Genomic DNA, 13,274 nt, shown 5'->3' with positions numbered 1-13,274 from the left:
GTCCGGTCAATGCGCTCAGCTTCATAGCCCCGGTTGATGATCCCAGTCGGTTCAGCCGGGCGTCGGATGTGGGTGCTTTTCTTGGGCTGACCTCAAAGTGATATCAGTCTGGCGAGGTGGATTGGTCGGGGCGGGTCTCGAAATGCGGTGACGGTGCGATGCGCGGACTGCTGTTCGAGGCGGTGTCATGCGTGATCCACCAGGTGAAACGTTTCTCGCGGCTGAAAAGCTGGGCCGTGCGATTGGCCGGGCGGCGCGGCTTTCGCAAGGCGGCGGTCGCGACGGCCCGCAAAGTCGCCGTGCTTATGCTGACGCTCTGGAAAAATGAAACCGACTTTCAATGGACAAAGGAGGCCATCGCCTGATCTGAGTTCCCGCGTCTGAAGCGTGGAGCGCAGTCCCGACGGGACGGAGGTTGATTGATCTCGCTGTAGAGTATGGGACGGCCAGGTGCCACACCCTGCACAAGACATTTGAGACGATCCGCCACCAAAAACCATCATGAGGCGCTCAATGCGACCTCGGAGAGAACCATGACCCCAGATGGACATCACCCTCCCACGCTTGACAAGGCCGCAATCAGAGAACCCTCTACAATCGTTGGAAGCGGTGGAGGTGAGCGGCAACGCCACTGGTTCGAGTGCCGCCACGAACAGGGCATCTTCGCTCGGATGATGGCTGACCTTGCTGCCGATCACGGTGAGGAGAAAACAGTCATGATCGACGCCACTTACCTGAAGGCCCATCGCACGGCGCCCGGCCTGGGCATAAAAGGGGGGCGTGGACGCCTGACTGGCTGAACCAAGGGTGGCATGAAAGCCAAACGGCACGCGATCTGTGATAGCCAAGGTTGCCCGTTGAACCTTTTCGTCACCGCCGGTTAGGTCAGCGACTGCATCGGTGCGCGAGCGTTACTGAGCAGCTTGCCGGAAATCGACTGGTTACTCGGAGATCACGGAAATGACGCCGACAGGTTCAGAGAAGCGTTGAAAGACAAAGGGATACGCGCGTGCATCCCAGGCCGCAAACAGCGCAAGACGAAGGTGAGATACGATAAGCGCCGCTACAAACGCCGCAACCGGATCGAGATCATGTTTGGCAGATTGAAGGACTGGCGCCGTGTGGCGACGCGGTACGACAGATGCCCCAAAGTTTTCCTCTCAGCAATCGCTCTCGCCGCTTTGCTCATCTATTGACTATGAGGCCTGAGCCTAGTCTTATGCAGCCCCCCCCCGATAGCGGCTCAGTCACAGGCTGCCGTTACAATCATTTCCACTTTCAAAACACTACGCGCGAGCTTGGACTCTCCGCAGGCGCGGGCTGGAGCGTGACCTTCGGGCACCCAGGCGTCCCAAACAGCGTTCATCTCGGCAAAGTCCGTCATGTCGGCCAGCCAGATTTCGCATTTCAGGATGCGAGTCTTGTCGCTCCCGGCTTTGGCCAACAGGTCTTCAACCTTTGCCAAGATATCGCGTGTTTGTTCGGCTACTGTAGGTGCGTCGGAGGTTTGGCCGCATAGGTAGGCAACGCCGTTGTACTTGAAGATACGGCTCATACGTTGGCCGGTTTCGATCCGGGTGATGGTCATGTTTTGTGTCTTTCCAGTAGGGGAAGTTTGGGGTGGTTATCGGTGGGTTTAGGATAGGTCGCTTACCAACTCGTTTTGGTATCCAAAGAGTGCAGGCAACCCGCCCGTATGCAGCATGACAACTTTCTGCCCGGGTTGAATGCCTCCTGTACGCACCAAGTGCAACAACCCTGCGAAGGTTTTCGCGGTATAGACGGGGTCAAGGAAAATTCCTTCGGTGCGCGCCATCTTTTCCAATGCCGCTCGTGTCATTCCACTTAGCTTGCCGTAACCGGGGGAGAGAGCATCATCCAGAACATTGATCCTGTCCTGCAAAGGTACTGCGTCGATGTTCAGCAAGTCCGCTAGTTTCTGCAGGACAGTATACATTCGGGCCTTTTGCTTGTCGCAATCCCGGCGCACGCAGACGCCGAACACAGAAGAGGTATTCTCTGCCAGCGCTAGCCCGATCAACAAGCCTCCATGCGTTGCACCGCTGCCTGAGGGAACGACGACCGCGTCGAAATCCGGCATCTGCTGACACAACTCCTGCCCGGCGACGACATAGCCCAAGGCCCCCAAGGGTGGATGGTTCAATCCCAGATGAATCACATAAGGTCTACGCCCCTCCGCTTTCAGCTCGGTGGCGCGCGCGTGCAGCGCAGCATCTGCTCCGGCTTCGTCTTCACCCTCCGGATAGCTCATATGTTCGGCGCCCAAAATCTTTGCCAGCAGCACATTTCCGGAGCTGTAGTATTCCTCGCCCATTTCTGGCACGCGCTCCTCCAGTTGCAGCACGGATTGCATGCCCAGTTTAGCCGCCGCGGCCGCCGCGGATCGGACAAAGTTCGACTGAACTGCACCGGTGATCAGAATGGTGTCAGCACCTTGTCGAAGGGCATCGCCAAAGTAGAACTCAAGCTGCCGCGTTTTATTGCCACCAAACCCAAGCCCGGTCAGGTCATCGCGTTTCAGCCAGAGGTCGATGCCCAATTCCGATGACAATCTCTCCAGCCGCTCCAGTGGGGTTGGACCTGACATGAGTTGGGCTCTTGGAAAATTATCCAGTTTGCTTTCTTGTGACATCGTCTGCCCTTCGAGATTACGCAATCGTAAATGCGCGATGAAAAAGAACGCCGCAGGCTATCAGTGAAACCACGCGTATAGCTGTTATGACCAAGGTCTGCGGTAAGTGGGGCCCAACTGCACGACCCAAAAGACTGCCGACCAGTGTGAGCGCGACAAAGCTCCATAACTGCGGGCCATAGGCAAAGGCTTGCGTCTCGGACAGGCTGTGCAAGAGGAATGCGATGCCGTACGCCACCAGCGCAATGGGTTGAACCAGCTTGGCAACCTCTTTGGCTGGGCGGCCTTTCGCAATCAATCCGAAAACCATTAACGGGCCTGGTGTCGCGGCCCAAACAGTCGCCAGCCCGGACAAGCCGGAAACGGTCGAAAACCCTGCTGTTCCAATGGAAGTGCGCGACGGTAGCAAGGTCGTCACAAGCCCGATCAGCAACAGGCTGGCCGTCAGGGTTAGGACAAACGCCTCGCTCAGCCATGGGTAAACGAAGAGACCTGCTAGCACTCCGGCGAGGCAACCGATGATTGCCGTACGAATTGTCTTGCGGTCGGTCTTGAGCACATGTCGATCTGTCGCGACCGCTGAAACGACGGTGTTCAATAGCAGCAGTACGGGAACTGCTGTCGACGTACCAAGCAGTATCATCATTGGCGGGCCGGCAATAATGCTAAACCCGATACCAACGCCGACTTGCAGCATTGCGCCAAGCCTTATGGCGGCCATCAGGATGGTTAGGTCAGCGGACACTCAAATCCCCCAAGTCCCGTGCAATACTGCTGTTCCTTTACGCCCAAGGCATAATGCCGGCATAGGTTTTGCGCGTCGCAACGGTATGCGCCATCTGCGCCAGTGTCGTCAAATCGAAGACAGGAAGTTGCAGCTCGTCCTGAAGGCGCACAGCATACGGCGGCAAATCCGTACACTCCAGAACCAGAGACCGAACTTCTGGTACCCGGTGTTTCAGTCGCCGCGCCGCTTTAAGGACTTCAGCTTCAATCAGGTCGGTGTCCATGCGGGTCCGTGTGTTTCGCAAGATCACCTCGGCGAATTCGCTAGTGTCCTCCAACCCTTGCACCGCGACGGGAATACCAGCCGCGCCGACGCCTTCGAAATGCTTTGGCGTCAGGGCTGACGCATCTGCGGTCAGCACGCCCACCGGGGCATTCGCGCCGGTCATGTGAAATGCCAGAGGTACCTGGATCAGACTTGAAGCAAAGACAGGCACAGAAACTGCTGCTGCCAATTCCTTTTGAAACAAGGCCAGAAAACCACAGCTTCCCGTGATGGCTCGAACGCCCTCGGCCTCAAGCCGTTGTGCGCCCTCAATAAACGGAGCGAGCAACTCGGGTGTTGGGTTGTTTAGCAGAGTTGGGACGGTGATGCCGTCGATCATTTCATAGAGCACCGGAAATGGCAGGCTGGATGGATTCTTGATATGTCCGGGCGGTTTGGGGAAATAGCTTTCAAGGCACAAAACCCCGATCGAAGCCCCGCAGATGTTTTGGCCGCCCTCGTAAATTGGCATGGTGCTTAGGTCCTTTCGAATTGGAGATTTAGAATCGGGCCAGCGAGAATGGGTCCAGATTGATATTTGGGCTGCGTTCCGACACGAGATCCGCCACAAGCTCTCCGGTCTTAGGAGCCATCATCAATCCGTAGTGAGAATGCCCGAACGCGGCGTAGAGCCCTTCCTTGCCATTGAGCGGTCCAATCGCGGGCAGGCTGTCGGGAAAAGAGGGACGCCGTCCCATCCAGAACTGTGCTTCGCCTGTATTAAGGTCCGGCACCAAAGACTTGGCCTGATCGGTCAATATCTTTTCCTTTCGCGGATCGGCTGGAGCATCAACACTGCCAAATTCAGCCGTGCCGGCAACCCGCAGGCCGCCCAGCATCGAACTTGCGACGATCTTTGCATCCACATCCATGACCGAATTGTTCAGCGCTGCTGAAGGGCTTGGGAATTCGACATGGTAGCCCCGCTCGGCCACTAGCGGTACGGGTAGTCCGAGGGGTTTCAGCAGGTCGGCAGACCACACTCCGGCCGCAAGGACGACATAGCGCGAGTGCAACGTTTCTTGCGATGTGGCAAGCTGCCAATCACCTCCTTTGACATGGATCAGCTTAGTGACTTCGGTTCGCACGAAATCGGCCCCTTGCGCACGCGCTTTTTCGGCAAGAACAGCGCCCAATCGTCCCGGAGAGGTTGCTCGCGCCTGGCCTTTGATCACAATCGCGGCCTTGAATTCCTCCGACAGCGCGGGTTCCAGTCGCCGTAGCTCCGCACCGTCGACACGCTCCAACTCGCCGCCTTTTTCCCGACGGATCAAATAACCTAGCCCGTCTAGGTTGGCCTCTTCCGGGTTACGGAAGGCGTGGATATAGTAGCTGTCGGCGATCAGGTTTTCGTGCCCAGTGCCTTCCAGGTGCCTACGGTATAGGTCGATGGACGGATGGCACAAAATTTCCATCGCATCCGAGACTTCGCGCACAGTCTTTTCGCCGGACTTACCCAGAAAGCGCAATCCCCACGGGATCATCTTCGGCCAGAAGGAAGCCCGGACCGAAAGTGCGCTTTTCGGGTCCAACAGCATTTGGGGGAGTTTCTTCCAAATGCCTGGAACGGCCTGCGGAATGATCGACCAGGGTGACACCACGCCCGCATTTCCGAACGAGGTTTCTTGCCCCGGGTCGCCCCGGTCTACAAGGCGGACTGGTATTCCCCGCTCTTGTAGAGACAGTGCGCAACAGATGCCGACGATCCCTGCGCCGATGATCGTGACTTGCTCTGTCATCGTATCAGGCCGGCGACTGGCTGCGATTGCGCGCGATCAACTGGGTGACGATGACCGGTGAGGCCACGGCCAGAGCGATTAAGTCAGCTGTCAGGCTCGGTGCAACAAAGATCACCCCTGCGATTGCCATCAGAACACGCGACGCGAGGTTCAGTGGTTTCAACCAGTAACCAACCACGGCTGCGGACAGGGCAATGACACCAGCGATGCAACTGGTCGCGGTATAAGTGAACTCCCATAGATTGAACCCAGTTGAGGACACAAACAGCAGAACCGGAGCGTAGACGAATGCCATCGGCGCGATGACTTTACCCAGCCCTAGTGTAAAGGCGGACAAACCGGTTCGGAATGGGTTTGAGTTCGCAATGGCCGCCGCCGCATAGGCGGACGTGCAGACCGGCGGTGTGATCTCAGATACCACGCCATAATAAAGCACGAACAAGTGGCTCGCGATAGGCGGAACACCCAACTGCGCCAGAGCGGGCTGCGCCACGGAAACCAGCATGATGTAAAGCGCTGTAGTCGGGATGCCTGCGCCCATCAGGATGCAGACGATGGCGATGAAGACCAGCGAGATAAACAGTTGTAGGTCTTCCATCGCAAATAGTTGGAAGCTGCCGAACGAGATCATGTTGTACAGATCCGCCGCCAAATTGCCCGCGCCCTGTGTCACCATGAATCCGATGCGGAACCCGATCCCGGTTGTGTTGATCACACCGACCACGATGCCGACCGCAGCCGCAGCGGCACCTACTGCCAATGAGTATTTCACGCCCAGTTCAACTGCTTGCAGCATCTCCGGCACTTCGATCCGTTTTTGCGGGTTCAGCGTAGCAATCACCGACAATCCACACAGGATCGCCGTCATCGTCAGATCGAACCCGCCATCCGAGAATTTCCACAACACAAAGGCCAGGAACGCCACTGCGTAGATCAGTGTCGGAGGTTGTTTCAGGCGCGACATGCCCGCGATAACGGCAAGAGAGATGCCACAGAAGGCTGACATGAACGGGGTGTAGCCGGTGAACAAGACCACCAGCAGACCGATAAGAGGCACAATATTGGCCCAACCTTCAGCCCAGACGGCCTTGAGTTGCGGCAACTGCTCTTTGGCCAGCCCTTTCAGGTTCAGCTTGCGCGCCATCAGGTGCACCACTGCAAAGACACCGACATAATGCAGGATCGCAGGGAAGATTGCCGCGATCACGATGGTCGTATAGGGCACTTCAAGGAACTCGGCCATGATGAAGGCCGCGGCGCCCATGATCGGCGGGGTGATCTGTCCTCCTGCCGAGGATGCGGCCTCGACACCGCCAGCAAAATGGCCGGGGTATCCTAGACGCTTCATGTTGGGAATGGTCAGCGCGCCGGTCGAAACGGTGTTGGCCACCGAAGAGCCCGAGATCGTGCCGAAGAATGCCGAGGATACCACCGACACTTTTGCCGGACCGCCGGTATAACGGCCCGCCAAAATCGTTGCGTTGTCGATGAAGAGTTGTCCCAACCCTGTGCGCTGCGCGATTACACCGAACAGGACGAAATGGAACACGATGGTCGAGACGACCCAGAGGGTGACGCCATAGATGCCTTCCTGCGGAAAATACATCGACGACACGAAGGTTTTGAAGTTCACACCGGGATGTTGCAGCAGGCCGGGAAAGTACGGTCCAAGCAGCGCGTATGAGATAAACACACAGATGATCAGTGGCAGCACCCAACCCAGCGTGCGGCGCGCGATGTCCAGTACCAGTAGGATGATGACCACGCCAAGCAAAACATCATAGTTATTCGGGTTGCCCATTCGGAACGTCTGTTCCTCGATCCCCAGAAACGGAATTCCGCGCCAGGCGACCCCAACATACAGCGCCGCGATGATCCCCAGCGCCATAAAGACCAAGTCGTACAGAGGGATGTTGCCGATACGGAACCGGCTGACCTTGAGCGCATAGAGGTTTTGGGATCCGATAATCGGAATTGTCGCGTAGACCAGAATGAACAGCAGGGCCAGATAGATGCCCATATGCCAATGGTCTGCAGGTAAACCAAAACCGGCCGTAAAGAATTCGTAGAACGCAAGGATCAGGGCAACGACGCGCAGCACCTTGCCTGCGGTGGGCGTGACCTGCCGGACGGCGGCGCCCTCATCGAACTGTTCTTCGATGGCGGCCAGCTCTTCGGCCGTCAGTTCGTGGTCATCAAGTTTCTGGGTCTCGGACATGATGGCCCCCCGATTTCGCATAATTCCAGAGTGCGGTGCCCCGCGCAGGGGCACCGACGACAAGTGTCAGTAAGCTACGTTTACTGAAGCAGACCGGCTTCTTTATAGAACTTCTCGGCGCCCGGATGCAGCGGCACACCCAGCGCCTCGACACCATCCAGCGCCGTGTCAGGTGTAATCTGCTTGCCCTTGGCGTGACCATTGTCCAGCAACTTGCGGGTATTGTCGTTCCACAGGGCTTTGGTCAGGCCATATACTAGTTCGTCGGACAGTTCCGAGGACACCACCAGCATCGCGCTGACCGCAGGGGTCTTAGTCTCACCGTCAATGCCTTCATAAACGCCCCCTGGGATGGTCGAGGGAATATAGGCCGGGATGATCTCGTTGATCTTTGCCATGTCTTCGTCGGTGAAGGAATGCAGGTTCATGCCCTTGGTTGACGACAGCTGCACCATCGCGGCAACGGGCCAGCCTGCGGCATAGAAATAGGCATCCAACTGACCGTCAGCCAGACGCTCGGCGCTTTGGCTGTTGTTCAGCTCGGCCTCATCCATATTGTCCCGGTTTACGCCCCAGGCATCCAGCATCTGCAGCACGGCAACTTGTGTACCGGAACCAGCTTGCGCGATACCCACGCGCTTGCCTTCCAGATCGCTCAGATCGTTGATCGTTTGACCTGCGGGTAGAACCAGATGCAGGTCTTCGGGGAACAGGTTGGCCACGATGCGCAGATTGGGGTGGGGTTTGCCCTCAAATTTGCCTTCTCCCAGATACATCGAGCGCGTTACGTCGGCCGCGGCCAGACCGGCCTCAAGCTCACCGTTCTGAACGGCGGCGTTGTTGAAAACGGATGCGGTGGTGGATTGTGCAATCGCAATCAGGCCGGGTACGCCACACTGGCCGCCCTCTTCGCACGGGCGCGAGCCCGGAGGGGCGGAGATACCGTTTGCGATGGTGCCGCCGATGGGGAAGTAGGTTCCGCCTGCGCCACCTGTGCCGATGCGGAAAAAGGTTGGGTCTTGCGCCAGCGCCGGGGCGGCAAGCGCGCCTGCCAGGGCCAGTCCGGTCAAACATTTCACAAATTTCATCATCATCTCCCTTGTTGGATCGTCGGATTCGGTTTGGCCGAATTTCGATCCTGCAAGCGTAGTGGCAATTCTCATAAATACAAATTTGTTATATTTCACAAAACTAAGGTTTAGCTTATATATTGACCATGAACCTTACACAGCTGACCGTTTTTCGTGAGGTGATGGAGACCGGCTCCATCTCTCAAACCGCCAAGAAACTGAACCGTACCCAGCCTGCGATCAGTCTGGCCTTGAAGAACCTTGAAAAGACCCTTGGCCTGACACTGTTCGAGCGTAAAGGGCGGCGATTGGTCCCTGTCCCCGAAGCGCACTACCTTTTGGCCGAAACCACAGGTATTCTGGACCGCCTTGCGACAATTTCCAGCACAATGGAAGGGTTGATCAAGGGGCATTCCGGCAGCTTGAATATCGCGACAATGCCAGGCCCGTCCGCTTTTCTTTTCCCCCGTTTCATCAGCCAATCGGTCGGCGAGAACCCTGAGATACGTATCACATTATCTACGCGCAGTTCGCCTCAGATTATGGAGCTTGCGGGCACGCAGAATATTGATTTCGGCTTCGCAGATTTCGAGCATTCGACCGGGAAAGAGCCTCAGTATTCAACAGAACTGATACGAGCAGACTGTTTTTGCGCCGTTGATCGTGCCAGCCCGCTTGCTTCGCGCAGGACCGTATCCATTTCCGATCTCGATGGGGTCCCAATGGGAGGGTTGCATGCCACGCACCCGTTTCAGCGCAAAATTCGGCAAGAGTTTCAGGATGTATTCGCTAATTACAATCCAACGGTGACCTGTCAGTACTTTCTGCCCTTGATACCCTTTGTGAGTTCAGGACAGTGTTATTCGATCGTGGACCCATTGACCGTTGCCACTGAACAAGAACTGAACCTGTCTAACGGAAAGGTTGTGTTCTTACCGTTCGAAAAACCGCTCAGATACGAATATGCAATCCTTGAGCCCGACCACCGACCACCGTCTCAATTGGCTTTGAAGATCAAAGCGGGTTGGAAAGCCGAAGTTTTTTCGATGTTGGAAGAGGTGAAAGCCACACCCAGTGCAGTGGGGATAAATGAAGCGAATAGCTAACAGATCTAGATAAATTGGACGTTACAAAACGATACTGTCGAGACGGAATTTCTGGTTTGGATCTATTACAGTAGCTCAACGAATGCCCACAATGGGCCGACCGCCAAGCTTTGCAACGTCCGCTTCCTGCGCATCGTTCCAGTTCGTCATTGTTCAGCATTAAATAGGCACTGGCTCCTTTCCGGACCTCGGAGAGGTGCTGTCAGACAAATTCGAACCAGTCTCTATAAGGACAGGATGACTGCCCCTTATCCGCTTGCGACTGACCGTCACTGCGCAGCAGAGGCAACCGATATCAGTACATCTCTGTTTGCCTTCAACCAGTCGGCAAAGGACTGCGGGCGCTCTCCTATGAGAGCTTCGAAATCTGCACTGTTGCCACTCGAGAGCCCCTCGCGGTTGTGTTGCTCAAACGATACCGCTATACTCACAGCCTCCAGCGGGACGCCGAAGCTCTCAAGTTTTGCTTTCAGGTCGTCATCGTCGTGATGGATCACTGAGATCTTTGTGCCGATCTCCGCAAAGATCACCCGCGCCATATCCTCAGCTGTCAACGCCTGTGGTCCGTTTAGCGTCAGAACTGACTGCCCTTCACCCCCGTTCGAGACGGAAACTGCTGCAGCCAGAGCGAGGTCTGCACGCGCAATCTGTGCAATTTTACCGTTGCCAGAAGAGGTCAGCCAAGTGCCGGTTGTCAGAATGGAGGAGAAGAACTCTATGAAGCTTTCAAAATACCAGTTGTTCCGCAAGACGGTCCAGGCCGGGATCTGGCTGTCGGCGATGGCCTGTTCGGTGCCCTGGTGCTCATGTGCAAAGACAATGGGTGAGGTATCGGGTGACGGCATGGAGGTGTAGGTAATATGCTTGACGCCCGCTCGTTCAGCCGCCCGGACCGCATTGGTGTGCAATTCGACACGCTGCCCGATAACGTCAATACTGATCAGCAAAAGGCGGTCAATTCCAGCAAAGGCTGCGTCCAGCGTCTCGGGCCGCGCGAAATCTGCTTCGCGGACATCAAAGCCCATGTCCCGAGCCTCTTGCAGAGCTGATACATCGCGCGTCGTCAACACGATGTCCTCCGGCTTGTGCTCAAGCTTGGTGACCAGGATGTCAGTTACGATGCGGCCCATCTTGCCGTTGGCGCCAGTGATCAGCAGTTTCTGTGCCATGATTTCCTCGTTTGTTGTTGTGAAGGACTTACGACGCCCGGTTATTAGGAATAAGATACGATCAGAAAAACTGATTGTTCGGAAATGTTGAATAATATCGATCTACTGAAACCTGCCGCTATCTTTGTGGCTGTCGTGAATGAGGGTTCCTTTCGGGGAGCCGCGCGTGTCCTACATCTGTCTCCCTCAGTGGTGAGCCAGGCGGTTAGCACGTTAGAGGCGCAACTTGGCACGCAGTTGCTCTATCGCTCGATCAGGAAATTGACCTTGACCCACGCAGGGAAGGTTTATTTTCAGGAACTTGTGGGCGCTCTTGAGCGGATAGAAGGAGCAACACAGGAGGCGCAAGGTAACAGCAACAACCCGGTCGGACGGCTGCGCATTTCCGCTCCCACGGCCATCGCTTCTTCCACGTTCGCCGGATACATTGGTTCCACGTTCGCCGGATACATTGGTCTGTATCGCAAACAATGTCCCGGTGTCGAACTGGAGATAGATCTGTCCGATGAACTACGGGACCCGATTGAAGAGCATTACGATCTGCTACTGCGGATTTCGGATCTGGATACCCCAGCCAAGGGGGCGCAGCTCATGTTCCAGACCACCGGTATTCTCTGCGCATCACCAAGGTTCTTTCGACAGATGTCGGCTCCGATGGATCTGAAGAATCTTTGCTGGCTTCGGCCTCCAACGTTGACCTCTGATTTGCTACTGTACCCCCGGTTGGACGGTAGGAGTGAGCGGATTACCCCAGCCAAAAGCATCGCCGTTAACAGCGGACAACTTATTCGGGAACTATTGGACAAGGGCATTGGGTTTGCGGTGTTTCCCGATTTCGCTGTTTTACAGGCGTTGGAGCAGGGCGATCTGCTGAATATTCTGCCGGGCTGGGATGCAGGCCAGAGGGGCTTCTTCGCGATCCACTCGGCGAGCAACGCGAAACTCAGCATCGCCCGGGACTTCGTTAAAGGCTGGCGCAAACACATAGCGGAAACATGCGGCGCTAAGCTAACGACGCGTTGATTTGACATCGCCAAGTTCAATCTTGATTAGGCTGGTCACCTTCTATCCGGACATCCGACAGTTTACTCGGATGTTCCTGACGTCGGTGCGTAGCCCGCTCGTGCAGACCGCAGTATTGGTCAATTTGGGCTCACTCCTGCCATCGGCTGCGTTCCAGCATCCATATGCCGAGCTGATCCTTCGCAAACAACGACGGCCCAATGCGGACATTGGCAGAGCGTTAGCATGACGCAGTGCAGCATGCCGAAAGTCGCCTTTCGTGTATGATCGTGCAGTAGCCTAGGCGTTCGGTCAGAGTCCGCATTCGAATGTGATTTCAAACAACAATAAGATCTAGGACGTTACCTGATCGGTGCTGTTAGACACATTCGAACCAATCTCAGCTAGACCAATAGAGCTGTCCTTTATTCGGCACAAAGACCATGCCACTCGGAAAGAGAGGCGGTGCGTGCCACCTTGAAGGTGTCTCGGCTGGCGAGCGATCTTTCCTAGTTGAAGTGATTGCAGACAGAGGAGTGGACTGAGGCGAATTTCCGCAAACTTCGCATACGCATGAAACGCAGCATGGCGCGTTCGCGTCGTCGAAATGGAAGATGCGAATTCTCGACGCGGTTATTGAGCCACCCGCCCGTTCTTTGTTTTTCGAGTGCACCCAAATCTCTGAGCGCCGCCCTGTAAGAAGCGAAGCGATCGGTGAATACTTCTTCAGCTTTGCCGTGCCGCTTCATCAATTTCCTGAGGAATTTCAATGCGGCCTGCTTGTTTCGGCTCTTGGTGACAACGGCTTCCAGCACGTCGCCCTCATGATCTACAGCCCGCTAGAGGTAGTGCCTCTTGCCATTCTCCTTCACGAAAACCTCGTCCACGTGCCACTGCCATTTGGAGAACGCGCGCAGCTGCTGAACACGCTTCCGTCTTATCTCAGCAGCAAACATCGGGCCAAACCTGTTCCACCAATATCGGACAGTTTCGTGGCTCACGTCGATGCCTCGCTCATGCAGCAGATCTTCAACATTCCGAAGCGAGAGAGGGAATCGGATCTACAGCATCACCGCAAGGCGGATGATCTCGGGACTGGTTTTGAAGTATTTGAAAGAGGCAGACCTGGTCATGGGCAAAAGCTACGCAACCACCCTGCCCCGCTCAACCCAAGTTCTTCTGACAACACCCTGACTACGTCACAGACAAAGCCATCAAAGGCGCAGTTGTCGGTGCAACGGTCGCGGGCATTGCTGGCGAAAGCCT

Annotated in this window: 11 protein-coding genes and 2 pseudogenes; 4 read left to right on the top strand and 9 right to left on the bottom strand. The window is 56.0% G+C overall.

What is annotated here, in order from left to right; all coding sequences use genetic code 11:
- The first annotated feature begins 158 nt into the window (after positions 1-158).
- The gene (locus tag ACR0ER_RS19905) at positions 159-365 is read left to right on the top strand and encodes a hypothetical protein (protein ID WP_480770419.1); all 207 of its coding nucleotides are present in this window, start codon (positions 159-161) and stop codon (positions 363-365) included.
- A 218-nt stretch (positions 366-583) separates the two neighbouring features.
- Positions 584-1,196, top strand: a pseudogene (locus ACR0ER_RS19900) (IS5 family transposase); the annotation flags it as partial.
- A gap of 47 nt (positions 1,197-1,243) precedes the next feature.
- Here the strand turns inward: ACR0ER_RS19900 and ACR0ER_RS19895 are convergent.
- The 7 genes from ACR0ER_RS19895 to ACR0ER_RS19865 all read right to left on the bottom strand — a co-directional run bounded on the left by ACR0ER_RS19895 (position 1,244) and on the right by ACR0ER_RS19865 (position 8,749).
- Positions 1,244-1,588, bottom strand: a complete 345-nt coding sequence (locus ACR0ER_RS19895) for a RidA family protein (RefSeq protein WP_480770418.1) — start codon at positions 1,586-1,588, stop codon at positions 1,244-1,246.
- Positions 1,589-1,636: 48 nt separating this feature from the next.
- A complete protein-coding gene (locus ACR0ER_RS19890) occupies positions 1,637-2,608 on the bottom strand; it encodes a D-cysteine desulfhydrase family protein (protein ID WP_480770417.1) in 972 nt (323 codons plus the stop codon).
- A 61-nt stretch (positions 2,609-2,669) separates the two neighbouring features.
- Positions 2,670-3,398 carry a TSUP family transporter gene (locus tag ACR0ER_RS19885; RefSeq protein ID WP_480770416.1) on the bottom strand — a complete coding sequence of 243 codons (729 nt, stop codon included), beginning with the start codon at positions 3,396-3,398 and terminating at the stop codon, positions 2,670-2,672.
- 37 nt (positions 3,399-3,435) lie between these two features.
- On the bottom strand, positions 3,436-4,176 hold the full coding sequence (locus ACR0ER_RS19880) for an aspartate/glutamate racemase family protein (RefSeq protein WP_480770415.1): 741 nt from the start codon (positions 4,174-4,176) through the stop codon (positions 3,436-3,438).
- Between the two features lie 28 nt (positions 4,177-4,204).
- Positions 4,205-5,443, bottom strand: a complete 1,239-nt coding sequence (locus ACR0ER_RS19875) for an NAD(P)/FAD-dependent oxidoreductase (RefSeq protein ID WP_480770414.1) — start codon at positions 5,441-5,443, stop codon at positions 4,205-4,207.
- Between the two features lie 4 nt (positions 5,444-5,447).
- On the bottom strand, positions 5,448-7,661 hold the full coding sequence (locus ACR0ER_RS19870; protein ID WP_480770413.1) for a TRAP transporter permease: 2,214 nt from the start codon (positions 7,659-7,661) through the stop codon (positions 5,448-5,450).
- Between the two features lie 80 nt (positions 7,662-7,741).
- Positions 7,742-8,749, bottom strand: a complete 1,008-nt coding sequence (locus tag ACR0ER_RS19865) for a TAXI family TRAP transporter solute-binding subunit (RefSeq protein ID WP_170336470.1) — start codon at positions 8,747-8,749, stop codon at positions 7,742-7,744.
- Between the two features lie 128 nt (positions 8,750-8,877).
- On the opposite strand from ACR0ER_RS19865, the gene ACR0ER_RS19860 reads away from it, so the two are divergent.
- Positions 8,878-9,837, top strand: coding sequence for a LysR family transcriptional regulator (locus ACR0ER_RS19860; protein WP_480770412.1), 960 nt, complete (start codon positions 8,878-8,880; stop codon positions 9,835-9,837).
- A gap of 269 nt (positions 9,838-10,106) precedes the next feature.
- Here ACR0ER_RS19860 and ACR0ER_RS19855 read toward each other — a convergent pair whose 3' ends face one another.
- Positions 10,107-11,006, bottom strand: a complete 900-nt coding sequence (locus ACR0ER_RS19855; RefSeq protein WP_480770411.1) for an NmrA family NAD(P)-binding protein — start codon at positions 11,004-11,006, stop codon at positions 10,107-10,109.
- Positions 11,007-11,090: 84 nt separating this feature from the next.
- On the opposite strand from ACR0ER_RS19855, the gene ACR0ER_RS19850 reads away from it, so the two are divergent.
- A complete protein-coding gene (locus ACR0ER_RS19850) occupies positions 11,091-12,029 on the top strand; it encodes a LysR family transcriptional regulator (protein WP_480770410.1) in 939 nt (312 codons plus the stop codon).
- A 404-nt stretch (positions 12,030-12,433) separates the two neighbouring features.
- On the opposite strand, the pseudogene ACR0ER_RS19845 reads toward ACR0ER_RS19850, so the two are convergent.
- Positions 12,434-13,141, bottom strand: a pseudogene (locus ACR0ER_RS19845) (IS6 family transposase).
- Positions 13,142-13,274 lie beyond the last annotated feature (133 nt).

The sequence above is a fragment of the Ruegeria sp. CH8 genome, from assembly GCF_056536985.1.
The sequence above is the reverse complement of the archived record's forward strand: the minus strand, read 5'-3'. Positions and strand labels throughout refer to the sequence as shown.

Excerpts from the sequence above, each read along its gene's own strand:
- ACR0ER_RS19905 (WP_480770419.1), top strand. The coding sequence starts at position 159 with ATGCGCGGACTGCTGTTCGAGGCGGTGTCATGCGTGATCCACCAGGTG.
- ACR0ER_RS19895 (WP_480770418.1), bottom strand. The coding sequence starts at position 1,588 with ATGACCATCACCCGGATCGAAACCGGCCAACGTATGAGCCGTATCTTC.
- ACR0ER_RS19890 (WP_480770417.1), bottom strand. The coding sequence starts at position 2,608 with ATGTCAGGTCCAACCCCACTGGAGCGGCTGGAGAGATTGTCATCGGAA.
- ACR0ER_RS19880 (WP_480770415.1), bottom strand. The coding sequence starts at position 4,176 with ATGCCAATTTACGAGGGCGGCCAAAACATCTGCGGGGCTTCGATCGGG.
- ACR0ER_RS19875 (WP_480770414.1), bottom strand. The coding sequence starts at position 5,443 with ATGACAGAGCAAGTCACGATCATCGGCGCAGGGATCGTCGGCATCTGT.
- ACR0ER_RS19870 (WP_480770413.1), bottom strand. The coding sequence starts at position 7,661 with ATGTCCGAGACCCAGAAACTTGATGACCACGAACTGACGGCCGAAGAG.
- ACR0ER_RS19865 (WP_170336470.1), bottom strand. The coding sequence starts at position 8,749 with ATGAAATTTGTGAAATGTTTGACCGGACTGGCCCTGGCAGGCGCGCTT.
- ACR0ER_RS19860 (WP_480770412.1), top strand. The coding sequence starts at position 8,878 with ATGAACCTTACACAGCTGACCGTTTTTCGTGAGGTGATGGAGACCGGC.
- ACR0ER_RS19855 (WP_480770411.1), bottom strand. The coding sequence starts at position 11,006 with ATGGCACAGAAACTGCTGATCACTGGCGCCAACGGCAAGATGGGCCGC.
- ACR0ER_RS19850 (WP_480770410.1), top strand. The coding sequence starts at position 11,091 with ATGTTGAATAATATCGATCTACTGAAACCTGCCGCTATCTTTGTGGCT.